This window comes from Pseudoflavonifractor sp. HCP28S3_F10 (assembly GCF_052065415.1).
Classification (GTDB): domain Bacteria; phylum Bacillota; class Clostridia; order Oscillospirales; family Oscillospiraceae; genus Pseudoflavonifractor_A.
In genome coordinates this window covers 100,533-126,901 of sequence record NZ_JBQHUB010000005.1, presented here as the reverse complement: position 1 = coordinate 126,901, position 26,369 = coordinate 100,533, and the positions used below count along the sequence as shown (strand labels likewise).

Sequence of the window (26,369 nt, the reverse complement as noted above, 5' to 3'; positions counted from 1 at the left end):
CATGAATTTTGAAGGACTGAAAGCGCTGGACCATGCCCATACCCTCCAGACCTACGGCCGCTTCGACGTGGACATCGACCACGGCAAGGGCGCTACGGTGTGGGACCTGTCCGGCAAGGAGTATATCGATTTCAGCTCGGGCATCGGCGTGTGCTCGGTGGGCTACGGCAACGAGAAGTGGGCCAAGGCCATCTACGACCAGGCCATGACCCTGGGCCATATCTCCAACCTGTTCTACTCCCAGCCCTACGCCAAGCTGGCCGATACCCTCTGCACCCGGGCGGGGATGGCGGCCGCCTTCTTCGGCAACTCGGGGGCCGAGGCCAACGAGGGCATCATCAAGCTGGCACGCAAGTACAGCTATGACAAGTACGGTGAGGGAAGAAGTACCATCATCACCCTCAACAACTCCTTCCACGGCCGCACCATCACCACCCTGACCGCCACCGGTCAGGATGTGTTCCACCAGTACTTCTTCCCCTTTATGGAGGGCTTCCGCTATGCCGACGCCAACGACCTGGAGAGCGTGAAGGCCCAGGGCGGAGACGATGTGTGCGCCGTGATGCTGGAGCTGGTGCAGGGTGAGGGCGGCGTGCTCCCCATGGAGCCGGGATTTGTCCAGAGCCTGGCCCAGCTCTGCGCACAGCGGGACTGGCTGCTGCTGGTGGACGAGGTGCAGACCGGCGTGGGCCGCACGGGCAGCCTCTTCGCCTATCAGCAGTACGGGGTGAGCCCCGACGCGGTCTCTTTTGCCAAGGGCATCGCCGGCGGCCTGCCCATGGGCGGCTTCATGGTCAATGAGAAGTGCCGCGGTGTGCTGGGTCCCGGTACCCACGCCAGTACCTTCGGCGGCAACCCGGTGTGCTCCGCCGCGGCCCTGGCCGTGCTGGACATCCTGGACGACGCCGCTCTGGACGCCGTGAAGGAGAAGGGCGAATACCTGCGGAAGGGCATCGAGGCCCTGGGCAAGAAGAGCATCGGCGCCACCCGGGGCATGGGCCTGATGATCGGCATCGAGGTGAAGGAGGGCTATACCAACAAGGCTCTGGCCGCCCGCCTCATCGACGCGGGATTGCTGGTGCTTACCGCCGGACCGGCCCTGCGCCTGCTGCCCCCGCTGACCATTACCAGGGAAGAGATGGACAAGGGCCTGGCTATCATGGCCGCGGTCCTGGAGTAAGGACGGCGCATACCGCCGCAAATGAAATCTGTTGAGGTGAACTGACATGAAAGATCTGCTCAAGCTGCTGGATCTCTCCAAGGAGGAGATCATCCATATCCTGAACGTGGGCGACCAGATGAAGTACAACCAGAAGCACGGCCTGGTCCACAATTACCTGCAGGGCAAGTCCCTGGCCATGATCTTTGAGAAGAACTCCACCCGGACCCGGGTTTCCTTCGAGACCGGTATGTACCAGCTGGGCGGCCACGCCCTCTTCCTCTCCAGCAAGGAGAGCCAGATCGGCCGGGGCGAGCCGGTGGAGGACACCGCCCGGGTGCTCTCCCGCTACTGCGACGGCATCATGATCCGTACCTACTCCCAGGCGGAGGTGGAGAAGCTGGCCCAGTACGCCGACATCCCCGTCATCAACGGCCTGACCGACTTCTCCCACCCCTGCCAGGTGCTGGCCGACCTGATGACCGTCCGGGAGCACCAGAGCAAGCTGGAGGGCCTGAACATGTGCTTCATCGGCGACGGCAACAATATGGTCAACTCCCTCATCGTGGGCGGCCTGAAGGTGGGCATGAACGTGTCGGTGGCCTGCCCCGAGGGCTATGATCCCCATCCCGACGTGCTGGCCTTCGCCAAGACCGTCACCGACGCCAGCCTGACCATCGTCCGGGACCCCATCGAGGCCGCCAGGGGCGCCGACGTGGTGTTCACCGACGTGTGGGCCTCCATGGGCCAGGAGGAGGAGGCCGCCAAGCGCCGCGCCGCCTTCCAGGGCTACCAGGTCAACGCCGAGCTGATGAAGGTCACCAACCCCGGCTGCATGGTGCAGCACTGCCTGCCCGCCCACCGGGGCGAGGAGATCACCGCCGACGTCTTTGAGGCCCACGCCCAGGAGATCTTCGACGAGGCTGAGAACCGGCTCCACGCCCAGAAGGCCGTCATGTACCTGCTGATGGGCGATGAGGCCCAGAAGTAAGGCCGCTTTTCCGGATAACACATGAAAACGCGCATCGGAAGTACTTCCGATGCGCGTTTTTTGCTGGAAAGGGACAGATCAGCCGTCCTTTTCCAGAGATTTGGGGCCAAAGCCGTGGGGCAGCAGGACCGCCAGCGGAAGGCGGACGAACTCGTGGTCGGCCCGTGCCACCAGCACTGTCAGATCCGGGGCGAACTCATAGAGCATCTGGCGGCAGGCGCCGCAGGGCCAGCAGTAGTCGGAGGAATTGCCCACCACGGCGATACGGACAAAGTCGTCCCGGTGCCCCTCGCTGACCGCCTTTACCAGGGCGGTGCGCTCGGCGCAGATGGTGGAGCCGTAGGCGGCGTTCTCAATGTTGCAGCCGGTAAAGACCGTGCCGTCTGCGCACTCCAGCGCCGCGCCCACCGGGAATTTGGAGTAGGGCACATAGGAGCGCTCCAGCATGGTAAAGGCCAGCTCCACCAGTTCCTGATCGGTCATAGTAAAACCTCCTTTGTATGGTGGGATCGTGTCCTCATCATATCATAAATTCTATACTTTTACAACCGGAGGGGAGGAGGAGCCGGCCCTAAGAAAAATATGGCTCCAGTACGGGAACATAGGTCTCTGGTATGGTATAACACCAAACGGTGTACGGCTTTGACGAACCATCGGGGTTGGACGGCCCGGAAGTATCTCCGGTGGTGATATACCAGGTCCCATCGATGGTCCCCAGATATCCAGCGAAGAAGGTGCCAATGGGGCAGCCTTCGTAGCCCACAAATAAGGGGCGCATCTTCTGATTGTCCTTGAGCTGAAACAGACCCTCGGTCACATGGGGATGGTCTGCCGCGGCGTGTTCCAGAATGTCCGATATGGAGCGGCAAAATGCGTCATCCTCTATTTTTGTTCCATTCCAAAATACGGCGGTAATGGTACCGGAGGTCGGGATATCGTAATCGTCCCGCACTAGCAAGGATTCGTCCAGAAAGCTGCGCACCACAAGAAACGTATGGGTGGGATCCTCTTTTACCTCGTTGATCTGCCATCCATCCCTGGTTTTGGCGATGGTCCCGCCCTCGTTGTATTCCCCTGAACAGGGGATATAACGCGTATCCTTCCAGAAAAGCGAGTTGCCTCTCCATTCCGCGGTGCAGTCCGGCACCAGGATGCCACGGCCAAGCAGGAGCGCAGCCAGGATAAGGCCGATGGCTGCCGCCGCGATCAGCGAATGTAATTTTTTTGTTTTCGTCATACTGCAATTCCTCCCGGAAAACAGAGGCGGCAGGCTCGCCCCGCAGTTGGCAAAACGCCCGGACAACGTCCGGGCGTTTTGCAGATAAGGCGTTTACTTGTACCAGCCCAGATCGGGGCGGACGCTCAGGTCAATGATCTGAGTGGCGTCGTAGAACTGCTGGTACCACTCCCGGGCCCGGACGCTGCGCAGGGTGGTCCCGTCGGGATGGAGCCGGTCGCAGATGACGGCGGAGATGGTGCTCTTCACCTGGGAGTAGGAGTTGATGCCCACGCTGGCGAAGATCCGGAAGCCCTGGCTCTGGAGCCACTTGAACTGCTCGCCGTAGCTCTCGCCCTGGTCGTGGTCCCCGTCAGGCCGGGCACCGTGGGGGTAGAAGAGAATATTGGTGGGCCCCACCAGGCTGCCCACCTCCTCAGCCCAGCGGAGGGTATCCCGCTGGATGCGTTCCATGGAGCTGGTGGAGAGGTTGATATGGCCCCAGGTGTGGGAGCCGAAGGTCCAGCCCGTCTCCTTCAGCCGCTGGATGACGGGTTTGACGGCCTCAATCTCCTGCTGGCGCTTGGCGTCAAAGGCGGGGCGGGCGGGATCGTCGGCGGCGATGTCGATGTCGTTCTGGGTGCGGTAGCCCAGGATGCCCTCATAGCCGGTGAGGGAGTAGATGGCCTTGGCGCCGTTGAGGGAGAAGTCGGGGTGCTCCAGCACGAACTTGTCCAGCAGGGTGGTGGCGTCCAGATCCTGGGTGAGGAAGGTCTCCTTGGTATAGGGGTCGGTGCACTCGGCCCAGATCTGGCCGTCGTCCCCCAGCACCAGCTTGGAGGTGAAGCCCTCCTCCAGCATGTAGGGGTAGTAGTTCACGTCGTCAAAGGAGATGACCAGGGGCTTTTTCCCCTCAGGGAGCTTCAGGGTGTTGCGGACCATCCGGGCCTCGCCGTTCTCGTTGGTCTGTTCGCTCCACACGTCCTCCATGCGCACCAGGATATAGCCATTGTCGTAGACGCTCTGGAGGATCTTGTTGAACTCGTCTACCGTCACCATCCAGTCATCCAGACCGTCCTTCTGGGACTGGGGGGTGGGGCCGTCGTGGAAGGCCCACTGGGGATAGGCGATGACAGGGTGGAAGAACAGGTGCTCCACCACCTGATTGGGGCCCCACTCCTGGGTGAGCTGGTCCTCCGACCAGTAGTTCTTCACCGCGTCATAGGGATCGGGCTCCGGCGTGGGCTCCGGCGTGGGTGTGGGCACGGCGGAGGTCTGGGGGGCGCCGCTGCCCTTGGGGGGCGCGGAGGCATTTTTTTTGCAGGCGGCCAGGGACAGGGCCAGCAGCAGAGCCAGCGTAAGGGCCGCGCCTCGTTTCAGCAGAGTCATGGGTGTCGCATCCTCTCTTTGTCATGTAATGCAGTTACCATAATACAACAGGATCGGGGAGAAAGAAAGAACAATTCCGTTACAAATTCTGAATTTTTTCTTTCAGGTATGTCTGCATATCATTGAGACGGCACCACAGAGCGAAAAGTTGCGGCGGAAGGGTGTTTTTTCAGCCTGCGGCGCGGGAAAGCGGGACGCGGCGCACCAGCAGGATGGAGGCCGCGCCGGTAACGCCGCCGGTGATCACCGAGCACAGCAGCAGGGGGGCCAGATAGACCAGCGGCGCCCGGCTGCCCAGCACGGCCATGGCGGCCAGGATCTGACCGGTGTTGTGGGCGGCCGCCCCGGCCACGGACACCCCGTAGAGGGACAGACCGGGACAGCGCAGGAGGAGAGCCATCACGGCCAGGGAAAAGAGCCCGCCGGTGAGGGAGAAGGCCAGGGCCATCAGGTTGCCCCCCAGCAGACTGCCCAGAAAGCAGCGGCAGAGCAGGATGAGCAGGGCCTCCCTGCCGGAAAGGCGGCACAGGGCGTACACGGTGACCAGGTTGGCCAGCCCCAGCTTGAGCCCGGGCAGCGGGATGAGCACGGTGACGGGGGCCAGCCCCTCGGCCACTGAGAGGGCCAGAGCCAGGGCAGTGAGCACCGCGCAGCGGGTGAGACGGGAGAGGGACAAGAGGCGCCCTCCTTTCAAACGAAACAATGAAATGAAACTGACATTATCATAGCGGTTCCCTCGGGGGAAGTCAATTCCCCCATATGTCCAAAGTCTCCCTCGCGGAGGAACGCAGGAATGAAAAAGCCGGTCCGCAGATGCTCCGCGGGCCGGCCGGTGGATCAGGATTTGGACTTGGGCTTGAAGATGAGGGCCACCAGGTAACCGAAGAAGATGGCGGCGGTGATGCCGCCGCCCGCCGCGGTGACGCCGCCGGTGAGGGCGCCCAGGACGCCCTGCTCGGCCACGGCCTTCCTCACGCCCTTGGCCAGCAGGAAGCCGAAGCCGGTGAGGGGGACGGTGGCCCCGGCGCCGCCGAAGTCCACCACGTACTGATAGAGCCCGACGCCGCCCAGCACCACGCCGGAGACCACGTAGACCACCAGAATCTTGGCGGGGGTGAGGGCGGTCTTATCAATGAGGATCTGCCCGATGAGGCAGAGGATCCCGCCGCACAGAAAGGCGCGGGCGTATTCCAGAAAGGTTTCCATGAGAGACGCTCCTTTTGGTCGAATGATGGGGCAGGCCGTGAGGCGAAGGGGACAGAAACACATCTGCCTGGACGGGGCCTGCCCGAAATGAAGGCCGGATGCGCGGGGACTAGCTCTGAGCTGAAATGGCTACTGCGTGGCCGGTTCCGCCCGGTGGGCGGAACATGTCATCCCTCGCCGGTTGCGGCCGCAGGCCGTGAGGCGAAGGGGACAGAAACACATCTGCCTGGACAGGGCCTGTCCGGGATGAGAGCCGGATGCGCGGGGATTAGCTTTGTGCAGAGATAGCTACCGCGTGGCAGATGCTGGGGATGCTCTCGCCCTGCTGGGTGGAGGTGGGGGAGAGCAGGGCGCCGGTGCCGCAGAAAAGAAGGTTTTTCCACCTGCCCTTGGTCATCCCATCCAGCAGGTAGCCGGCCAGCACCACGGCGGAGCAGCCGCAGCCCGAGCCGCCGCAGTGGACGTCCTGCCCCTCCAGATCGAAGATCATGGTGCCGCAGTCGTCCAGATTTTTCAGGTCCATGCCGTCCCGGTGGAAGAAGTCCAGCACAATCTCCTTTCCCAGCTTGCCCAGATCGCCGGTGACGATGAGATCGTAATAGGATGGCTTCCGGCCCGTATCGGAGAAGTGGGCGCGGAGGGTGTCGTAGGCCGCTGGGGCCATGGCGGCCCCCATGTTGTTGGCGTCCTTGATGCCCTTGTCCACGATCTTGCCGGTGGTGACGTGGGTGACACAGGGACCGGGACCCTCCGCCGACAGGATGAGGGCGCCCGAGCCAGTCACCGTCCACTGGGCGGTGGGGGTCCGCTGTCCGCCGTATTCCAGGGGGGTGCGGTACTGCCGCTCGGCCGAGCAGAAGTGGGAGGAGGTAACTGCCGCCGTCCACCGGGCGAACCCGCCGTCCACCAGCAAGGAGGCCAGGGAGAGGGACTCGGCCATGGTGGAGCAGGCGCCGTACAGACCGAAAAAGGGCACGTCCTGCCCCCGGACGGCAAATCCGCTGCCGATGCACTGGTTGAGCAGGTCGCCTGCCAGGATATAGTCCAGAGCGGAGGGGGCCTGTCCGGCCTTGGTGAGGGCTGTGGAAAGGGCCTGCTTCTGCATGGCGCTCTCCGCCTTCTCCCAGCTCTTTTCTCCAAAGGAATCGTCCGGACCGATCAGGTCGAAATAGGGGGCCAGAGGACCTTCGCCCTCCTTTTTGCCTACCACACTGGCCCAGCCGGCAATGGAGGGGGGATGCTCCAGGGCTACCGTCTGTCTGCCGCACCGTTTTTTCCACATATCGCTTCGCCTCCGCGCGTATCATCAAAGAAGTTCAAAAAAGCAAATAATCCTTTGCGACTGTATCGCCTTGCGCCTAGTTTGAACAAAAAGCAAAGAGAGTATGCGTCACGATTTTGTGGGGGCGGAGGCTGTTCAAAATTGTGTCTTTAGAGTATAATAGATTTTATTAAGTATGACGGAGCGGGGCCGCCGGGCTCCGCGAAAAGGAGTATCCTATGGCGGACGAAACACGGACCATTGCCTATATCTGTCCCTCCTGCCGGCAGAGCGTCATCGTGGAGCGCAGCGTGTTCCAGCTGGCGGCCACCCCCAATGAGCTGCCCTGCCCCTGCGGCAAATCGGCTCTGCGGGTCGAGATGATGGGGGACCGGATACGTCTGGACGTACCATGCATCTACTGCGGAAAGACTCACGCGGTGACCTGCTCCAGCCGGGACTTCCTCCATCGGAGGGGACTGGCCTTTTCCTGCGGCGCGTCCGGCCTGGACTGCTGCTATGTGGGAGAGGAGACCACAGTGTACGGCGCCGTCCGCCGCCTGGAGGAAGCGGTGGACAAGCTGGATGCCCAGGCCGGCGAGCGGGGCTCCTTCCTGGATGAGGTGGTGATGAATGAGGTGCTGGGAGAGCTGAAGGACATCGCCCAGCGGGGCGGCATCTCCTGCTCCTGCGGCTCCAAACGATGGAAGCTGCAGGTGAATTACAGCTCGGTGGACCTGATCTGCGCCGACTGCGGCGGCGACCTGCGCATCCCGGCGGCCACCCAGAGCGATATCGAGGATATCTGCTGCAAGCAGAGCCTGCGCATACACGGAAAGGACTGCTGACCGGCCCGAAGGAGGGGAAAACAGGAGATATGTATTACGACTACCAATACTATGTGGACAGCAGGGACACCGACCCCTTCGGTCAGTGCCGGCCCTCCGCCGTGCTGGGCTTTTTGCAGGAGGCGGCCACCGAGGCGGCCATGGTCCTCCACGTCTCCCGGGAGGAGATGCTGGAGCGGCATAACGCCTTCTGGATGCTGGCCCGGATCTGGTACCGGCTGGACCGGCCCATCTCCTGGAACGAGACGGTGGCCGTGCGCACCTGGCACCGGGGCGGAAAGGGCGCGTCCATGTACCGGGATTTTGACCTGACGGTGGGCGGCGCGCCGGCGGGGGAGGCGGTCTCGGTGTGGGTCCTGGCCGACCGGGAGAGCCACAAGCCCCTGCGCCTTTCCAGGCTGGACGAGTTCCAGGGCACTGACGGCGGCGAGCTGTGCAAGGAGCGGATGCTGACCAGGCTGCGCCTGCCGGAGGAAATGGAAAAGGCGGAGGAGCGCCGGCTGTGGTACAGCGACGCCGATGTGAACCGCCACGTCAACAACAGCAAATACGCTGACTTTGCCTGTGACGCCCTCCATCTGGAGCGGCTGGGGGAGGGGAGCTTCGTCTCCTCCCTGCAGGTGGGGTTTCAGGCCGAATGCCGGCCGGGGGAGGTCCTCCGGCTCCGTACCGGCCGGTCCGACGGGGTCTGGTACGTCCAGGGGACCGACGGACAGGAGAGCGCCCGTTTCGACGCGGCCCTTACCCTTTCCGAATTACCGGGAAGTGGGTCTTGACAACCGTTGGCACGGATAGTAAAATAGGAAAAATTTCATGTTAGAGAAATAAAGGAGATGCACTCATGGTCAACACAGACGCCAGCCAGAAGTTTACCAAGCAGGGGCTCACCTTCGACGATGTGCTCCTGGTACCGGCGGAGAGCGACGTGCTCCCCGCGGACATCGACCTGACCACCAAGCTTACCAAGAAGATCACGCTGAACGTTCCCCTGATGAGCGCCGCCATGGATACTGTCACCGAGTACCGCATGGCCATCGCCATCGCCCGCGAGGGCGGCATCGGCATCATCCACAAGAACATGTCCATCGGCGCTCAGGCCGAGCAGGTGGACATGGTCAAGCGCTCTGAGAACGGCGTTATCACCAATCCGTTCTGGCTGGCTCCCGGACACACCCTGGCCGAGGCTGACGAGCTGTGCGCCAAGTACAAGATCTCCGGCGTGCCTATCTGCGACAACGGCAAGCTCATCGGCATCATCACCAACCGCGACATGAAATTTGAGACCGATATGTCCCAGCTCATCGACAATGTGATGACCAAGGAGAACCTGGTCACCGCCCCCGAGGGCACCACGCTGGCCGAGGCCCGGGAGATCCTCCGCCGCCACAAGATCGAGAAGCTGCCCATTGTGGACAAGGACTTCCACCTCAAGGGCCTCATCACCATCAAGGATATTGAGAAGGCCGAGGTCTATCCCAATTCCGCCCGCGACGAGAAGGGCCGCCTGCTGGTGGGCGCCGCCATCGGCGTGACCAGCGACGTACTGGACCGGGTGGCCGCCCTGGTGGAGGCCGGCGCCGATGTGCTGGCCCTGGACAGCGCCCACGGCCACAGCCACAACATCCTGGAGTGCGTCAAGCGCATCAAGGCCCTGTATCCCGACGTGCAGCTCATCGCCGGCAACGTGGCCACCGCCGAGGGTACCCGCGCTCTTATCGAGGCGGGCGCCGACTGCGTGAAGATCGGCATCGGCCCCGGCTCCATCTGTACCACCCGCGTGGTGGCCGGCATCGGCGTGCCCCAGATCACCGCCGTGTATGACGCCGCCTGCATGGCCGCCAAGTACGGCGTGCCCGTCATCGCCGACGGCGGCATCAAGTACTCCGGCGACATCGCCAAGGCCATCGCCGCCGGCGCCAACGTGGTCATGCTGGGCTCCCTGCTGGCCGGCTGCGAGGAGTCCCCCGGAGAGACCGAGGTTTACCAGGGCCGCCAGTTCAAGGTCTACCGCGGCATGGGCTCCCTGGGCGCCATGGCCAAGGGCTCCAAGGACCGCTATTTCCAGGAGAACAACAAGAAGCTGGTCCCCGAGGGCGTGGAAGGCCGCGTGCCCTACAAGGGACTCACCGGCGAGACCATCTACCAGCTCATGGGCGGCCTGCGTTCCGGCATGGGCTACACCGGCTGCCACAATATCCCCGAGCTGCAGCAGAAGGCCCAGTTCATCCAGATCACTGCCGCCGGCCTGCGTGAATCCCACCCCCACGACATCTATATCACCAAAGAGGCCCCCAACTATACTGTCAATCCCCAGTAAGGGCTGGGCGGGGCCCAAGTATACTGTCAATCCCCAGTAACGGGGAATATAAAAGCCCGCGCCGACGGCGCGGGCTTTTGCTGTATTTCAACGGCATATGGAAGAGGGGCGGAGCCTTTACTGCTGCCCGGCCTGACGTGCGGCGGACAATGTATGGATGGCTTCCAGGATGCAGCGCCCGCTGGCACGGGCCGTGTCATAATCCAGCCCTGCCGGGGTATCGTTCTGGCGGTGGTAGCTTTCCGGGAGCCGCGGTGTGCCGTGGTCTATTCTGCGCCAGCAGACGTTTACGGCCTCCAGGCCCATGTTGTGAAAACTCACATGATCACTTTCTCCTACATGAAAAATACCCCCGATCTCCCGCCCATAAAGGGTTTTGCAGGCCTGTGCTACCGAGGAGGCCACAAGTCCCTGGACCGGCTCCAGGAAATTTCCTTCCTGATATACGCCATCCTGCATTTTTCCCAGCGTATAGCAGACGAGGACTGCCTGATCTTCCGGCGAGGCGGCAGAGATATCCATATTGAAAGCGCCCAGATGGCGGCTTTTTTCCTCTTCTGAGAGGGAGGAAACGTAAGCGGAAGAACCGTGATAGCCATTTTCCTCGGAGCCCGGGAACACCATGCGGATCTCACAGGGAAAATCCGGGTTTTCCGGGCCCAGGAAGCGGGCGATCTCCAGCAGAACGGCTACCGATGCGCCGTTGTCCCGCGCGCCCGGAGAAGTCTCCACGCTGTCATAGTGCGCAGTGATGGAAAACAGAGGGCCGTCCGATCCGGGATTGCAGACGGCGATGACATTTTCACTTTTCGTTCCCCGGAAACCGTCAAAGGAGACACGGCGCAGAGCGGGGATGCCGGACAGGGAGGCGGGACCGGACTCGGGAGAGAAACCGGAAGACTGCAATGTCTCAAAGATCCAGTCACAGGCGGCCGTTTCCCCGGCCGTTCCGGCGGTGCGGACGCCGATGGTATCGCAGAGGTATTCCGTGTCCTTCCGGATCCGCTCTGTACTCAGATCGTAGGATGTCTCCTTATCTCCCATGGATGAACTGCACCCGGAGCAGAGGAGCAGAAGGAGGAGCGTAACTGCAGCCGGTACGACATGGATGAGGGAATGTTTTGGCGGAAGCATGGAAAAACCTCCTTTGGGCTTTTGATGCCGCTGATGTGCCGGCAGCTGATCTGTTTCCAGTCAGGTGATCCCCGCTCAGTATACCGCGGCCGCGATGGAGAGGCAACTGCATTTTTGGATGGCAGCAGGAACGATCCATCCGGAGGGCAAAAAATACGGCGCTTTTGGGCCGCATGGACCCGGCCAAAGGAAAATTGACCTTGCATTCCCGGGCGGGACCTATTATAATCTATAACAGACTATCATGGTAAAGTCAGGCTGCCGCTGAGGGGCACAGCCTGATTTTTTTGGTCTGCCGTACCCAAACAAATGAAGAGAGAAGCGGGAGATGCAAATGGAGAGAGAGAACAAGCGAAGCAAATTTTCCGGTACCCTGGGATTCGTGCTGGCGGCGGCGGGCAGCTCCGTGGGCCTGGGCAACATCTGGCGGTTCCCGTACCTTGCGGCCAAGGACGGCGGCGGCGTGTTTCTGCTGGTCTATGTGATTTTGGCGCTGACCTTCGGCTTTACCCTTCTGATCACCGAGATTGCCATCGGCAGAAAGACGGCACAGAGCCCGCTGACCGCCTACCGGCAGCTGCACAGCGGCTGGGGCTGGATCGGCGTTCTGGCCTGCCTGGTGCCTGTCATCATCCTGCCCTACTACTCCACCATCGGCGGCTGGGTGCTGAAGTACTTCTTCACCTACCTCACCGGCGGCGGCGCGGATGCGGTGGCAGACGGATACTTTACGGGTTTCATCACCGCCCAGTGGGAGCCCATCCTCTGGTTTGTCGTGTTCCTGGCCGCCACCACGCTGGTGGTATATAAGGGCGTGAACCACGGCATTGAGAGCTGCTCCAAGGTGCTCATGCCCATCCTGCTGGTGCTCATCATCGGCATCGCCGGTTTTTCCCTGACCCTGGAGCACACCGATGCGCTGGGCGTGACCCGCACCGGCCTTCAGGGTTTCGGCGCCTACGTTATCCCGGACTTTACCGGAATGACCGTGCAGAAGTTCCTCTCCGTGCTCACCGACGCCATGGGGCAGCTCTTTTACTCCATCAGCGTGGCCATGGGCATCTCGGTGGCCTACGGCTCCTATGTGAAGAAGGATGCCGACCTGGGCCGGGCGGTGAACCAGATCGAGATCTTCGATACGCTGGTGGCCTTCCTGGCGGGCATGATGATCATCCCGGCGGTGTATACCTTCATGGGCCCCGAGGGCATGTCCAAGGGCCCGGCCCTGATGTTCGTGTCCCTGCCCAAGATCTTCGCGGCCATGGGCCCCCTGGGCGCTGCCGTCGGATTGGTGTTTTTCCTGATGGTCTTTTTCGCGGCGGTCACCTCCTCCGTATCCGTGATGGAGGCGGTGGTGTCCAGCGCTATCGACAAGTTCGGCATGGAGCGCAAAAAGGCCACTGTTGCCACGGCCCTTTTCGCGCTGGCGGCGGGCGTGGTGGTCTGCCTGGGCTACAACGTGTTCTATTTTGAGGCGGCCCTCCCCAACGGCACTGTGGCACAGATCCTGGACATCATGGACTATGTGAGCAACAGCCTGCTGATGCCGGTGGTGGCCATCGCCACCTGTGTCCTGGTAGGCTGGGTGGTGAAGCCGGACGTCATCATCGACGAGGTGACCCTGGGCGGCCACAGGTTCGGCCGGCAGCGGCTGTACGTGGTGATGATCCGCTTCGTGGCGCCGGCGCTGCTCTTCATCCTGCTGCTGCAGTCCCTGGGTATTGTGAAGTTCTGATCGTACAAAACAGAAGTGGGCGGCATGCGGCGGCAGCTCCGGGGATACCCGGTCTGCCGCCGCTTTGTCTGTTCACGGCACAAAAAGGAGGAACAGGATATGAAACGATATACCATACCGGAGGGAGAGCGCTGGCGGGTGGTCCCGGAGGAGCTGGAGGACGCCATTGCCCAGCTGGCCCGGTTTGAAACGGCCTGCGAACAGCTCCTGGCGGAGCAGGAGGAACTCTCCACCCAGCTGGAGGCCATGAAGCGGGAGGGAAAGCAGAAAAGCGCCCGGTTCCGGGAGCTTCTGGGCCGGAAGTTGGTGAACCAGCAGCTCCTGGTCAGGCTGGAGTTCTGCGGCATCGGGACGGGTGCTGTTCAAAATCCCTGATCCGTGGTAAACTGAACGGGATAACTCAGGCGAGAGGAGAGAGTACCAATGCTGAAGCTGATGCTGGGCCGGTCTGGCACCGGAAAGTCCACCGAGCTGCTGCGGCGGATCGGGACGAGCGGGGGAGAGCGCCCCCAGGTGCTCATCGTGCCCGAACAGCACTCTCATGACAGCGAGCGGCGGCTGTGCGCCCTGGCGGGGAATCAGGTCTCCCGATATGCCGAGGTGCTCTCCTTCACCCGGCTGGCGGGGCGGGTGTTCTCCGTGTTCGGCGGGGTGGCCGCCCCCACGCTGGATGCCGGCGGCCGCCTGCTGCTGATGTACACCGCTCTCAGGCAGGTGTCCGACCAGCTCACTGTCTACCGCCGCCCCTCCCGGCGGCCGGCCTTTCTCTCCGGACTGCTGTCCACCGTGGACGAGCTGAAGAGCTGCCGGGTCACGCCGGCGCAGCTCTGGGACGCGGGGGAGGAGACCGGCGGGGGAGAAGGGGACAAGCTGCGGGACATCTCCCTGATCTTCGGCGCTTACGAGGCCCTGACCGCCCGGCAGGGGGCCGACCCCCGGGACCGGCTCACCCGGCTGGTCACCGCCCTGGAGGGCAGCGGCTGGGCCCGGGGCATGGACTTCTATCTGGACGGCTTTACTGATTTCACCCCCCAGGAGCGCTCGGTGATCCGGGCTCTGCTGAAGCAGGCCCGCTCGGTGACGGTGGCCCTGACCTGCGACCACCTGGAGGAGACCGAGGGAGGGAGCGGGATTTTTTCTCCCGCCCGCCGCACGGCCCGGCAGCTGCTGCGCCTGGCCGGGGAGGTGGGGATACCGGCGGAGACCGAGATCCGCACTGTCACCAGCCGGCACCGGCGGCCCGCCCTGGCGGCGGTGGAGCGGGAGCTGTTCGCGGCCGCGCCCCAAAGTGCGCAGGCTGATGGAGAGGGGATCTCCCTCTTCCGGGCGTCGTCCCCCTATTCCGAGGTGGAGTGGGCGGCGGCGGAGATCCTGCGTCTGGTGCGGGAGGAGGGACTGAGGTTCCGGGACATCGCCGTCTCGGCCCGGTCCATGGAGACCTACGGCCCCCTGATCGAGACTGTTTTCCCCCGGTACGGCGTGCCGGTCTTTCTGGGACAGATGAGCGATATCCTGCAAAAGCCGGTGCTCGCCCTCATCACCGCCGCCCTGGACACCGTGGCGGGAGGATACCGGTATGAGGATGTGTTCCGCTATCTCAAGACCGGCCTGACCGGCCTGACCGACGGGGAGCGGGACAAGCTGGAAAACTACGTCCTGAAATGGGACATCAAGGGGAGCAAGTGGACGGGCAAAGCGGACTGGACCATGCATCCCCAGGGCTATGGCCTTGCCTGGACCGAAGCGGACGAGGCTCTTCTGGAGGAGCTCAACACCCTGCGGCGCAAAGTGACCGGGCCGCTGGAGCGCCTGCGCGCCTGCGGGGACAGGACCGGCCGGGGCTATACGGCCGCCCTGTGGCAGTTCCTGGAGGATATCGGTCTGCCCCAGCGCCTGCGGGAGCGGGAGGAAGCCCTGCGGCAGCGGGGGGAGGATGTGCTGGCCGAGGAGTACCGCCAGCTCTGGGATATCCTGTGCGACGCCATGGAGCAGTGCGCCCGCACCCTGGACGGCATGCCCATGGAGGGGGAGGAGTTCGCCCGGCTGTTCACGCTGATGCTCTCCCAGTACAGCGTGGGGAGCATCCCGGTGTCCCTGGACCGGGTGAGCGCCGGGGAGATGCCCCGCCTGGCCCACAAGTCCTGCCGGGCGCTGTTTTTGCTGGGGGCGGACGACAGCGCCATCCCCCGGGCCGCCCCCGCCCCGGGCCTTCTGAACGATGACGACCGGAGCCTGCTGGCCTCCTATGGCCTGGAGCTGGCCCCCAGCCTGTCGGACAAGCTGTACCGGGAGATGACCATCGTCTACGAGACCCTGGCCCTGCCGTCGGAGCACCTGTCGGTGAGCTGGGCCGCCGCCGGGCCGGAAGGAGAGGAGCGCCGCCCCGCCTTTCTGGTGGGGAAGCTGCGCGCCCTCTTCCCGGCGCTGGGGGTGACGGGGGAGGAGGAGACCGGCGGGACTTTCCGCCTGGCCGCCCCACGTCCGGCCCTGGAGCGGGCGGGCCGCTTCCCTGAGGTGTGTTCCGCCCTGCGGGAGCTTCCGGAGTACGCACCACTGGTGGAACGGATGGAGCGCTCGGCCGCCCTGGAGCGGGGCAGCCTGTCCCCGGCTGCGGTGGAGGCCCTGTACGGCCGCCGGGTGCCCATGTCGGCCTCCCGGATGGACAAGTACAAGTCCTGCCACTTCTCCTACTTCATGCAGTACGGCCTGAAGGCCAAAGCCCGGGAGGCCGCGGGGTTCCACGCCCCCGAGTACGGCACCTTTGTCCACTATGTGCTGGAGCACGTGCTGCGGACGCTGACGGAGGAGGGGACTGTCCCCGTGCCCAGGGAGCTGGAGCGGGACAAGCTCCGCCGCCTGACCCGGGAAACGGTGGACCGCTACGTGAAGGAGGAGCTGGGAGGGCTGGAGCATGAGACGCCCCGGTTCCGCTATCTCTTCTCCCGGCTGCTCAGGTCGGTATACGCGGTGGTGGACAACGTGGTGAAGGAGCTGCAGAGCTCCGACTTCCAGCCCATCGCCTTTGAGCTGGGCTTCGGCAGCAACAAGGACCTGCCGCCGGTACAGCTTACCGTGGACGGCGTCACGGTGAGCATCTCGGGCTTCGTGGACCGGGTGGACGGCTGGGTGGAGGACGGAAAGCTCTACCTGCGGGTCATCGACTACAAGACCGGGCGGAAATCCTTTGACCTGACCGACGTGTGGAACGGCATGGGCTTGCAGATGCTGCTCTACCTTTTCACGTTGAAGGAGGAGGGGAAGGAGCGCTTCGGCGGGAAGGAGATCGTCCCCTCCGGCGTGCTCTACCTGCCGGCCCGGGACGCCATCGTGGTGGGCAGCCGGGGCATGACCGAGGCGGAGCGCCGCCGCTCGGTGGACAGCGAGCTCAAGCGGAAGGGGCTGGTGCTGGACGATCCCCAGGTGCTCGCCGCCATGGAGCATCCGGGGGAAGCGGGCATCCGCTTTTTGCCGGTGCGGGTGTCCAGCCGGACGGGGGCCGTCACCGGGGACGCCCTGGTCACGGCGGAGCGGCTGGGCAGGCTGGAGCGGCACATCGGCGCCGTCCTCCGGGAGATCGGCCAGGAGCTGGCCGCCGGCAACATCGCCGCCGACCCCTTCTGGCGGGGGCCGGACCACAACGCCTGCCAGTGGTGCGATTATGCCGCCGCCTGCCACTTTGAGGAGGGCCGCCCCGGCGACCGGCGGCGCTACCTCTCCACCGTGAAGGGGGAGGACTTCTGGCGGGGTTTGGAGAAACACGGCGGGCCGGAAGCGGAAGAGACCGTATAAGCCGGGCCGTTCCTTAGGATCCCGGCCCGGGGTATAAAACCCGGGAAAAGGGAAAAACTGCCCTCAATGCCGTTTGAGGGAGGAAAAGCCATGGAAAAAGACCGACAGGAGCTGCCCGAGGAGCAGCGCAGCGACATTCAGGAGCTGGGCTCAGCCCTGATCCGTACCCGGTGGGGCACCATCCACACCCTGACCATCGTGGGCCAGATCGAGGGCCATCAGGCGCTGGACGCCGCCGTCAAGACCACCAAGTACGAGCACGTCATCCCGCTGCTGGCGGCGGTGGAGGAGAGCGACGATGTGGACGGCCTGCTGGTGCTGCTCAACACCGTGGGGGGCGACATCGAGGCGGGCCTTGCCATCTCGGAGCTGATCTCGGGCATGAAGAAGCCCACCGTCTCCCTGGTGCTGGGGGGCGGGCACTCCATCGGTGTGCCCCTGGCGGTGTCGGCCAAGGTCTCCTTCATCGCGCCGTCGGCGGCCATGACCATCCACCCGGTGCGTCTGTCGGGGACGGTCATCGGCGTGTCCCAGACTTTCCACTATTTTACCCGCATTCAGGAGCGCATTTTACAGTTCGTCACCCGCAACAGCTCGGTGGAGCGGGAGACCTTTACCCGGCTGATGCTGCAGACCGGGGAGCTGGCCGCCGACGTGGGCAGCGTCATCTATGGGGAGGAGGCGGTGGCCATCGGGCTCATCGACCGGATCGGCGGCCTGTCCGACGCGCTGGAATGCCTGCACAGAATGATCGAGAAGCGCCGGGAGCAGCAGACGCAGCCGGGCTGATCAAAAGGGACGGGGGAGACCCCGTCCCTTTTTGTTGACATAATCGAAAGAAAAGCATGGAAATATTGTTTGAAGTGTGCTATCATATTTTATATATGTCTCAAAATAGAAATGGAATAATATTACAGAGAATCGGGCTTTGCAGGCGGACGGCCTTATTCATCGAACGGAGGGAATACATTGAGCTACATCCAATCCATCCTGATGGGCGTCATCCAGGGCGTCGCGGAATTTCTGCCCATCTCCAGCTCGGGCCATCTGGTCCTGTTCCAGACCTTCTTCGGCATAGAAAACGTGGAAGCCAACCACATGCTCTTCACGGTGCTGCTCCACCTGGGCACGCTGGTCTCGGTGTGCATCTACTACTGGAAAGACGTACTGGAGATGATCGTGGAGTTCTTCCGGTGGATCCGCTCCCTGGTAAAGCCGGGGGAGCGGGACAGGGGCACGCCGCCGCCCGCCCGGCGGCTGGTGATGCTCATCGTAGTGGCCACCCTGCCCCTGTTCCTCATCGTGCCCATCAACGACTGGATGGAGAAGGTCTTTTCCAGCAGCGTTTCGGTGTCCATCGCACTGCTGGCCACCGGCTGCCTGCTTTTCTTCTCCGACCGGATGGCCCGGGGCCGGAAGAACGCTAAAAATGCCACCGTAGTGGATGCGCTGGTGGTGGGCGCGGCTCAGGCCATCGGCACCATCCCGGGCATCTCCCGCTCAGGCATCACCATCTCCACCGGTATGCTGCGGGGCTTTGACCGGAAGTTTGCCGTCCGCTTCTCCTTCCTCATGTCCCTGCCCGCCGTTCTGGGCGCCAATATCCTGAAGGTGGGGGATGCCATTGCCGAGGGGGCCGACCCCGGCCAGATCCCCGTTTATCTGGTGGGCGTCGCAGTTTCCGCCGTGGTGGGCTACTTTGCCATCCGCCTGGTCAACACCCTGTCGGACAAGGGCAAATTCGGCATGTTCGCCTACTACTGCTGGGTGGTGGGCCTCGGCTCCCTGATCGCCGGGATCATCGTACCGCTGATCACCCGGTAAAAGAGCCTGTTCCAAAGCAATAACCGTTGAGCGAGGCATGGTTCGTCCATGCCTTGCTTGTTCAGAAAGGATGAGATCCCATGGCCACTGCACAAAAGAAGACCACAGGCGGGAAACGGACCGCCTCCTCCGGCTCCGGCGCCAAAAAGAGCGGCAGCGGCAGCCGGAGCAAGATCACCCAGGGCAGCCGTTCCGGCGGGAATGGGCGGAAGAAGGCCCCGCAGCCCAAGCCTGTCCGCCGGGGCGTGGGGGCGCTGGTCTGCCTGCTGCTGGCGGTATTTGCGGTGCTGGGCTGCGTCCAGAACAAGGGCTTTTTCAACGACTGGTTCTGCGGCCTGGCAAAGGGCCTGATGGGCTATGGCTTTTATCTGCTGCCGCCCATGCTGCTGGCTGCCGCCTTCATCCTGGCCTTCCACCGGGGCCGCCCGGTGGCGCTGCGGGTGTGCTGCGCCCTGCTTCTGCCGGTGCTGCTGGGCGGGATGCTCCACGTCCTGCTGGCCCGGGGAGAGTACGCCTGGACGGCGGAATTGATCAAACAGCTCTGGACTGAGGGACAGAGCGTGAAGAGCGGCGGCGTACTGGGCGGCGTGCTGGCCCTGGGCCTGTCGGCAGCCTTCAGTCCCATCGGCGCAGGGGTGATCTTCGTGCTGGCCATGGCGGTGCTGGCCATGGGGGCTGCCAATGTGACATTGGCCGACGTGGTGGACTTCATCCGCAGCCGTCCGGAGTACGAGGAGTATGAAGAACCGGAGGAGCCGGAGCGCGCTCCCCGCCGGGGCCGGGAGGCGCCGCAGGAGAGCGCTGGGGCCGCTGTTGCCGCCCGGGGCAAGAGCCGCCGGGCGGCCATCGACATCCCGGTGGACGAAGGACCGCTGGTGGGGCGGGAATCCGCTCCCAATCCCCTCTTCGGAAAGAAGAAGGAGAAGTTCTTTAACCGCAGGGCGGCGGTGCCCGCACCGGACGAGGTGCTCACCGGAGGCAGCGATGTGAAGCCGCCGGAGCCCAACGTACCGGTGATCACCAAGCCGGAACCCGCCCATCCGGAGGAGAGCGTCCCGGCGGCAGGGCCGGCCGTTCCGGCGGAGAATACCGCGGAGACAGAGAGCGTTTCCTCCAACGAGCCGGACAAGCCGCCCTTCGGGCAGTACCAGCGCCCGGGCGCGGCGGAGACGGCGGCGGCCGAGTCTGCACCGGCGGCCCGGGAGAACCTGCCGCCCATGCCTGAGATCCAGCGGGAGCCAGCCGTATCCAAAAAGGCCCGGGCGGAGGAGACGGCCCAGGCCGCCGCCGAGGTGGGCCGGGACATTGAAAAGAGTATGGAGGAGCCCGCCGGGCCTGTCTATCAGTATCCGCCCATTGACCTTTTGAAGCGCAGCGGCGGCGTGTCCGCCAGCGACATGGCCGGGGAGCTCCAGGCCAACCAGGCCCGCCTGGCTGACACCATCCGCTCCTTCGGTATCGACGCCGCCATCGTGGACGCGGTGCGGGGCCCCTCGGTGACCCGGTACGAGCTGGAGCTGGCCCAGGGCGTGCGGATGAACAAGCTGACCAACCTGACCGATGACATCGCCCTGGCCCTGGGCGCCACCGGCGTGCGCATCGCCCCCATCCCGGACAAGATCTCCATGGTGGGCATCGAGGTCCCCAACAAGCTGGTGGCCCCGGTGGGCATCCGGGACGTGATTGACTCCCGGGAGTTCCGGGACAACCCCTCCAAAGTCTCCTTCGCCGTGGGCAAGGACATCAGCAACCGCTGCGTGGTGTGCAACATCGGCAAGCTGCCCCATCTGCTCATCGCCGGCACCACCGGCTCGGGCAAATCGGTGTGCACCAACTCCCTCATCATTTCCCTGCTCTATAAGGCCACGCCGGAGGAGGTCCGCCTCATCATGGTGGATCCCAAGATGGTGGAGCTGGGCATCTACAACGGCATCCCCCACCTGCTCATCCCTGTGGTTACCGACCCCAAGAAGGCGGCCGGAGCCCTGCAGTGGGCAGTGACCGAGATGATGAAGCGCTACCGCGCCTTCTCCGAAGTAGGGGTCCGGGATCTGAAGGCCTACAACGCCCTGGCCGAGCGCACCGGGGAGATGAAGAAGATGCCCTCGGTGGTGGTGGTCATCGACGAGCTGGCCGACCTGATGCTGGTGGCCGCCAAGGAGGTGGAGGAGTCCATCTGTCGGGTGGCCCAGATGGGCCGCGCCGCCGGGATGCACCTGATCATCGCCACCCAGCGGCCCTCCGCCGACGTGATCACCGGCCTGATGAAGGCCAATATCCCCAGCCGCATCGCCTTCGCGGTGCAGTCCTCCCTGGATTCCCGCATCATCCTGGACACCACCGGCGCCGAGAAGCTGGTGGGCCGGGGCGACATGCTCTACTTCCCCCTAGGCTCGGGCAAGCCCCAGCGGGTGCAGGGCTGCTTCATCTCCGACGACGAGGTGAGCCGGGTGGTGGAGTTCGTCAAGCGCAGCGGCACCGCCGAGTATGACGAGGAAGTCCTCCACGAGATTGAGCAGCACGCCGCCGCCAAGGACAAGGGGAACAAGGGCAGCAGCGAGCCCGCCGAGAGCGACGCCGGCGATTACGACGAGCTGCTGCCCAACGCCATCGAGGTGGTGGTGGAGACCGGCATGGCCAGCGTCTCCATGCTCCAGCGGCGGCTGAAGCTGGGCTACTCCCGGGCCGCCCGTCTGGTGGACCAGATGGAGGAGAAGGGCGTGGTGGGCCCCTTCGAGGGCTCCAAGCCCCGACAGGTCCTGATCACCAAGGCCCAGTGGCAGGAGATGCAGTACCGCCAGTCCATGTCCGCCCTGCCGGACGATATGCCTATCTGTGACGAGGGCGTGCCCGAGGAGCTGGAGTTCGAGGGAGACGCCATTCCCCAGAGCCGGGACGTGCCGCCCTTTGATCTGGACAGTTGAATAAGCGGGAAAAACAAAGCTGCTTCCGGATAGAACAAAACGCCGCCCCAGGGTAGCAGCGCATAAGACAGGTTTATAAGGTTAGAGAGAACAGCGTGGCGGAAGTCACGCTGTTCTGCTTTTTGATGCGTGGGTGATCATTTCGGCAATGATGCTCTCCGGCAGGAAACCAATGCAGGCAAGGCTGATATGCACATCCTGCACTCGCTGCCCGCTGCTCTTATCCGGTGCGGAAACATAGACCCTGTTCACAAGATCATGCAGCACAGCGGGCGTCAGTTCCTGCAAGTTGGGATATTTCTTCGCCCGGAGGATGAACTGCTCAATGCTGTCGGCTTCTTCCTCCTGCTGGGCAATCTCCTGTTCCAAAAGCTGCATTTTCTCCGTCAGCTCTGTTTGCTCATTTTCATAGTCGGCGGACAGCTTTTCAAATCGGCTATCATTGATTTTGCCGGAGATATTGTCCTCATAGAGCCGTTTGAACAAACGGTCAAGTTCTTCCATCCTGCGCTGTGCCTGCGTGAGCTGTCTGCGCTTTGCGGCGAGTTCTTTCTTGAAGTCCTCCTTGCGCTTTGCACCCAGCTTATCGCGGAACAGATCCTCACAATCGGAGATATACCAAAGCAGGATTTGCAGAAATTTCAGCACGCCCTTTTCCAGAACAACCGCACGGATGAAGTGCGTTCCGCACACGTCTTTTCCCTTCTTGCGAGAGGTAGAGCAGACGAAATGATCCTGTCGTTCTTCAAAGTTCCGCGAGGTGCAGTAGTACATTTTTTCCCCGCAATCGGCACAGTAGGCAACGCCGGAAAAGAGGTTGCTCTTGCCCGTTCTTGCCGGTCTGCGTTTGTTGCGGCGCAGCTCCTGTACCCGCTGAAAGGTGTCCTCATCCACAATGGCTGCGTGGGTGTTGCGGAATATCTTCCATTGCTCCGGTGGATTCTCGATGGTCTTCTTGATTTTGTAGGACTGCCGGTGCGTTTTGAAGTTCACGGTATGCCCGCAATACTCCATCCGTTCCAGAATTGCGGCAACGGTGCTGCCGTTCCAGTTGTAAGGATTGTCAGGCAAAGCGCAGCGGACTTTTCGTTTTTGCCTGTCCTGATAAACGGTAGGCGTCAACACATGATCCTCTTTCAGCATCCGGGCAATCTGCGTCGGACCGTTCCCGTCCATGCAGAGGGAAAAGATGCGCTTGACCACCTGCGCCGCTTCCGGATCGACGAGCCAATGCTCTGAATTATCCGGGTCTTTGACGTAGCCATACGGCGGAATTGTCGTCAGGTGTTCGCCGGATTCTCCCTTGAGCCGGAGCGAGGTACGCACTTTCTTGCTGCCGTCCCGAACGTAGTATTCGTTGATAATATTGACGAACGGGACGAACTCATTGTCTTGCTGGTTAGCGCTGTCCACACCGCTGTTGATGGCAATGAACCGCACGTTATTCTGTGGGAATGTGATCTCGGTATACATCCCCACTTCCAGATAATTTCGACCGATGCGGCTCATGTCCTTCGTGATGACCGTGCCGATCTTCCCTTCTTCCACCAGCGCCATCATGCGCTGCCAATCCGGTCTTTGAAAGTTTGCGCCTGTGTAACCGTCATCCACAAAGAACTCCGTATTGCGGAAGCTGTGTTCCTTTGCATATCGGCTGAGATAGGCTTTTTGATTCACAATGCTGTTACTGTCGCCCTGTGATTCATCGTCACGGGACAGGCGGCAATACAGCGCGGTAATTTTGTCAGACTGCTTTATAGTAGATTCCTCCATCATCTGAGGACAGTCTGCCAAGACAAGGTTGCTGTTGGTCACGATCACACACTCCCTTCGGAGTCGATCAGCTTCACCGCCTTTTCAGGAAGGGCGTGCGTTCCGTCAAAACTGGCAGTAAAGCGGTAGATGGTGTTTCCTTCTTTCAGGCGTACCGTGATCTGCGGTAACTCCTGCCAGAGAGGAACGGGGGCACTGCGGCTGCCGTCCGATTTCACTTGGACGTTACGTTTCTTGTTATCCATTTGCACCTTCCTTTTCATTCAGATTTCCGAGCATTGCCGCATGAATCTCCCGGAGCAAAGTGCGTGATATGACCTATTGTTATTCAGTATATCACGACAATTTCCGGAATTCCACTGGGCAATGTACCGGGATTCACAGGAGAATTACAGGCAGTTCGCCGGGTCGCACAGCCGTCCGTGCCAGTCAAGGAATCGGCTTCGCCTCGCTGCGCGTCCTTGACAGGCTCGTTCGCCTGTGCAAGCCGGTAATCAAGGCGGCGATGCCGCCATTTGCCAATGAAAATCAACTGCGTTCCAAGACTTTTTTAATCTTTCAGCCTAATTATAACAAGAACAAACGTTCGAGTCAATGCGATTATGAGAGGAAGAGCAAGCACAGCAAGTGTAGCTACACTTGCGAAAAACGGCGTGGGTTGACCGGGATTTCCTTGCAGAGCAGCAAGCAAATCCGGTGAGTACCCACACCGAAAAAACAGAGCGTTCCGGCTGACCGCCGAAACGCCCTGTTTTCGTATTTTGGGATAGTCCCAAGCCCTTATATTCGTGAAAAATTACGAAAGCTCACCAGCTATACTCTGATAACTGGAATGTGTAGGATTCGCCGGGAGTAATGTCATAGATCACAACAGAGTCATCCTTGAATTTATCTCCGGCGCTCAGAGAAGATAGGTATATATTGCCGGAGTCTACCAGATAACCCGCACTGTCATACAGCTTATAACCAATCATATCATACCCGGAATCACTGCTCCCGCTCTTCTTTTCTCCGGTAATCGTAATGGTCAGCTGCGGAGAATAGTCTTTGTCAAACTTAAATTCGGCTCCTTGAATTTGGATCACGGATGCCGTACTCCCCATGAAGTCCTTCACCTTCAGATCGAGCGGAAATGAATCAAACGTCACTTGAACATCTTCAATAGGCAGGCAATACAGAGCATCGCAGTTTACTTCGTCAAACTGAACTGCGTTTTCCTTGTACACGGTGAAATAAACCTTCCCGCTTGCGGACGTTCCGGCTTTGATCTCAGCAGCAGGGATTCTCACATTGGCAAGATACTGCTCTCCGGCAGCTTGGCTGGTATAATAGCCAAAATCATCAGTAGAAACGAACTTTGTACCAGCATAGACCTCTTCATCCGCATCATTTACGATTCGAATATCCACATCGACATCGGCTGACAGGGGTTTATCATTTTTATCAGCCAAGCCAAAGAAAAGGCTGTAATCACTTGTCCCCTCGTTATACTGGAAAGACCAGCTTTTCAGTGTTTCAACGCGGGATGCCGACGATCCGCACCCACTCAGCGACAATGCAATTACAAGTCCCCACATAAGAAAGAATCGTTTCATTTCTGCGTCTCCTTATCTGTCTGTGCCTTTATTACACGGAACATTTCTTGTTTGAGCAAACGCTTTTTCTTTGGATCCATTGTGCAGTAATTGCGATTACACTGCTCGCTTAGAAAGCAAGTCTCGCAGATAAGCTGTTCAACTTCCTGCATAATCAGTTCATCATCACTGGGAAGTTCGTAGGCTTCGATCTTTTGGAGGCCTGTCGGGTTACGCAGTCCGTAGTCAATCAGTTTTCCATTTCCGGTTTTTACATAGCGGTAGACCTCGGCACCGAAAGAAACACTGTCACCAACGTTGTACTCTTCAAAGCCGGATTTGTCCATCCAGACGTGATCCTCTTTTCCGTCAAACATTGTCCCATCGGTGTACATTCCACTAATGAAGATCCGCTTGAAGCAAATATGTTTTGGCTTAACCTTCTCAATCTGCCCTTTGAAATGAGACATAACCGCATTGAAAAAGCAGTCAGCAAAGTACGGACGGTGTTTCTTACCCAACGACGCGAATTGAACGTCGAGATAATCATTGTAGGAAAATTTCTCCGCTCCAACAACATTACGCTGGGACGCTGGGTCAAAAAGAATGATCCCGCCTTCGTCTAATACGCAATCCTTTTCTCCATAGTAGATTGCCAAAAGCGATTCTTCATCTGGATACTTGGCAATCAGGGCAGCAGCTTTTTTGAGCCGTTCCTGCCGCTTTTTCCTTTCGCAGCGTTCGCGCTCCTGCTGCTCCGCAAGAATGCGATCCTCTATGTGTCTGCTTTCGCCTTTTGTCAGCAACGGCGATAAATGGTCAACGCAATCGTAATCCCCATTTTCCATGCGTGTTTTGAAGCGGACAAGAATCTCTTTCAGTTCCTGAGCAGACAGATACCTCGCCTTGTCAATAGAGCAGCTATGATAACAACCCGTGATTATGTTGCCATGCCCATCACCATACATAATGGCGGTATTCCATGGGCAAAAATAGTGCTCTTTCTGGACGAGCCTTCCTCGCTTCAAGCCCTCCTCAAATTCCGGAAAGACCGCCGGATTGCCACAGCCCTCGTGATCCTCCACCCAAAATCCGGAAGGCCCCTTGTCCGCGTGGCGGATCATCACATTGATTGCATCGACCGTAGCCTTTTTCGTTTGTTTGTTATTCATAACCCAAACCTCCGTTAATAAGTGCCGCCAGACAGCGACCTGACATGTTAACGTGGT

At 61.3% G+C, this 26,369-nt stretch carries 22 protein-coding genes; 11 read left to right on the top strand and 11 right to left on the bottom strand.

Annotated features, from left to right (window positions below; genetic code table 11):
* The first annotated feature begins 1 nt into the window (after window position 1).
* Together ACTNBZ_RS04225 and argF are read left to right on the top strand one after the other, a co-directional pair.
* The gene (locus ACTNBZ_RS04225; RefSeq protein WP_441208447.1) at window positions 2-1,180 is read left to right on the top strand and encodes an aspartate aminotransferase family protein; all 1,179 of its coding nucleotides are present in this window, start codon (window positions 2-4) and stop codon (window positions 1,178-1,180) included.
* A 46-nt stretch (window positions 1,181-1,226) separates the two neighbouring features.
* Entirely contained in the window at window positions 1,227-2,150 is a 924-nt protein-coding gene (argF, locus tag ACTNBZ_RS04220) for an ornithine carbamoyltransferase (RefSeq protein ID WP_441208446.1), read from the top strand.
* A gap of 78 nt (window positions 2,151-2,228) precedes the next feature.
* Here argF and cdd read toward each other — a convergent pair whose 3' ends face one another.
* The 6 genes from cdd to spoVAD form a co-directional block, all read right to left on the bottom strand.
* Window positions 2,229-2,633 (bottom strand): cytidine deaminase, encoded by a 405-nt coding sequence (gene cdd / locus ACTNBZ_RS04215; RefSeq protein ID WP_441208445.1) that lies wholly within the window; start codon window positions 2,631-2,633, stop codon window positions 2,229-2,231.
* An 88-nt stretch (window positions 2,634-2,721) separates the two neighbouring features.
* Window positions 2,722-3,387, bottom strand: coding sequence for a hypothetical protein (locus ACTNBZ_RS04210; protein WP_441208444.1), 666 nt, complete (start codon window positions 3,385-3,387; stop codon window positions 2,722-2,724).
* A gap of 93 nt (window positions 3,388-3,480) precedes the next feature.
* Window positions 3,481-4,755: a polysaccharide deacetylase family protein gene (locus ACTNBZ_RS04205; RefSeq protein ID WP_441208443.1), complete on the bottom strand. Its 1,275-nt coding sequence runs from the start codon at window positions 4,753-4,755 to the stop codon at window positions 3,481-3,483.
* A gap of 169 nt (window positions 4,756-4,924) precedes the next feature.
* Window positions 4,925-5,431, bottom strand: a complete 507-nt coding sequence (locus ACTNBZ_RS04200; RefSeq protein WP_441208442.1) for a Gx transporter family protein — start codon at window positions 5,429-5,431, stop codon at window positions 4,925-4,927.
* 161 nt (window positions 5,432-5,592) lie between these two features.
* Window positions 5,593-5,961: a stage V sporulation protein AE gene (gene spoVAE / locus ACTNBZ_RS04195; protein WP_441208441.1), complete on the bottom strand. Its 369-nt coding sequence runs from the start codon at window positions 5,959-5,961 to the stop codon at window positions 5,593-5,595.
* A 268-nt stretch (window positions 5,962-6,229) separates the two neighbouring features.
* Window positions 6,230-7,243 carry a stage V sporulation protein AD gene (spoVAD, locus tag ACTNBZ_RS04190; RefSeq protein WP_441208440.1) on the bottom strand — a complete coding sequence of 338 codons (1,014 nt, stop codon included), beginning with the start codon at window positions 7,241-7,243 and terminating at the stop codon, window positions 6,230-6,232.
* A gap of 218 nt (window positions 7,244-7,461) precedes the next feature.
* Here spoVAD and ACTNBZ_RS04185 point away from each other — a divergent pair, with 218 nt between their 5' ends.
* The 3 genes from ACTNBZ_RS04185 (at window position 7,462) to guaB (ending at window position 10,387) form a co-directional block, all read left to right on the top strand.
* On the top strand, window positions 7,462-8,070 hold the full coding sequence (locus ACTNBZ_RS04185) for a hypothetical protein (RefSeq protein WP_441208439.1): 609 nt from the start codon (window positions 7,462-7,464) through the stop codon (window positions 8,068-8,070).
* Window positions 8,071-8,099: 29 nt separating this feature from the next.
* The gene (locus tag ACTNBZ_RS04180; protein ID WP_441208438.1) at window positions 8,100-8,846 is read left to right on the top strand and encodes an acyl-[acyl-carrier-protein] thioesterase; all 747 of its coding nucleotides are present in this window, start codon (window positions 8,100-8,102) and stop codon (window positions 8,844-8,846) included.
* 65 nt (window positions 8,847-8,911) lie between these two features.
* Window positions 8,912-10,387: an IMP dehydrogenase gene (guaB, locus tag ACTNBZ_RS04175; protein ID WP_441208437.1), complete on the top strand. Its 1,476-nt coding sequence runs from the start codon at window positions 8,912-8,914 to the stop codon at window positions 10,385-10,387.
* Window positions 10,388-10,504: 117 nt separating this feature from the next.
* Here guaB and ACTNBZ_RS04170 read toward each other — a convergent pair whose 3' ends face one another.
* Entirely contained in the window at window positions 10,505-11,431 is a 927-nt protein-coding gene (locus ACTNBZ_RS04170) for a M28 family peptidase (protein ID WP_441208436.1), read from the bottom strand.
* A 424-nt stretch (window positions 11,432-11,855) separates the two neighbouring features.
* On the opposite strand from ACTNBZ_RS04170, the gene ACTNBZ_RS04165 reads away from it, so the two are divergent.
* The 6 genes from ACTNBZ_RS04165 to ACTNBZ_RS04140 all read left to right on the top strand — a co-directional run bounded on the left by ACTNBZ_RS04165 (window position 11,856) and on the right by ACTNBZ_RS04140 (window position 21,793).
* Window positions 11,856-13,256, top strand: coding sequence for a sodium-dependent transporter (locus ACTNBZ_RS04165; protein WP_441208435.1), 1,401 nt, complete (start codon window positions 11,856-11,858; stop codon window positions 13,254-13,256).
* Between the two features lie 99 nt (window positions 13,257-13,355).
* Window positions 13,356-13,631 carry a hypothetical protein gene (locus ACTNBZ_RS04160; protein ID WP_441208434.1) on the top strand — a complete coding sequence of 92 codons (276 nt, stop codon included), beginning with the start codon at window positions 13,356-13,358 and terminating at the stop codon, window positions 13,629-13,631.
* A gap of 48 nt (window positions 13,632-13,679) precedes the next feature.
* Window positions 13,680-17,045 carry a PD-(D/E)XK nuclease family protein gene (locus ACTNBZ_RS04155; RefSeq protein ID WP_441208433.1) on the top strand — a complete coding sequence of 1,122 codons (3,366 nt, stop codon included), beginning with the start codon at window positions 13,680-13,682 and terminating at the stop codon, window positions 17,043-17,045.
* 90 nt (window positions 17,046-17,135) lie between these two features.
* Entirely contained in the window at window positions 17,136-17,834 is a 699-nt protein-coding gene (locus ACTNBZ_RS04150) for a ClpP family protease (RefSeq protein WP_441208432.1), read from the top strand.
* Window positions 17,835-18,014: 180 nt separating this feature from the next.
* Entirely contained in the window at window positions 18,015-18,869 is an 855-nt protein-coding gene (locus tag ACTNBZ_RS04145; RefSeq protein ID WP_441208431.1) for an undecaprenyl-diphosphate phosphatase, read from the top strand.
* An 80-nt stretch (window positions 18,870-18,949) separates the two neighbouring features.
* On the top strand, window positions 18,950-21,793 hold the full coding sequence (locus tag ACTNBZ_RS04140) for a DNA translocase FtsK 4TM domain-containing protein (protein WP_441208430.1): 2,844 nt from the start codon (window positions 18,950-18,952) through the stop codon (window positions 21,791-21,793).
* A gap of 105 nt (window positions 21,794-21,898) precedes the next feature.
* Here ACTNBZ_RS04140 and ACTNBZ_RS04135 read toward each other — a convergent pair whose 3' ends face one another.
* From ACTNBZ_RS04135 to ACTNBZ_RS04120, 4 genes are all read right to left on the bottom strand, one after another.
* The gene (locus ACTNBZ_RS04135) at window positions 21,899-23,608 is read right to left on the bottom strand and encodes a recombinase family protein (RefSeq protein ID WP_441208429.1); all 1,710 of its coding nucleotides are present in this window, start codon (window positions 23,606-23,608) and stop codon (window positions 21,899-21,901) included.
* A 2-nt stretch (window positions 23,609-23,610) separates the two neighbouring features.
* A complete protein-coding gene (locus tag ACTNBZ_RS04130) occupies window positions 23,611-23,811 on the bottom strand; it encodes a hypothetical protein (protein ID WP_441167262.1) in 201 nt (66 codons plus the stop codon).
* A gap of 561 nt (window positions 23,812-24,372) precedes the next feature.
* The gene (locus ACTNBZ_RS04125; RefSeq protein WP_441167263.1) at window positions 24,373-25,161 is read right to left on the bottom strand and encodes a hypothetical protein; all 789 of its coding nucleotides are present in this window, start codon (window positions 25,159-25,161) and stop codon (window positions 24,373-24,375) included.
* Window positions 25,158-26,312: a hypothetical protein gene (locus ACTNBZ_RS04120; RefSeq protein ID WP_441208428.1), complete on the bottom strand. Its 1,155-nt coding sequence runs from the start codon at window positions 26,310-26,312 to the stop codon at window positions 25,158-25,160. The genes ACTNBZ_RS04125 and ACTNBZ_RS04120 overlap by 4 nt, the downstream gene beginning before the upstream one ends.
* Window positions 26,313-26,369 lie beyond the last annotated feature (57 nt).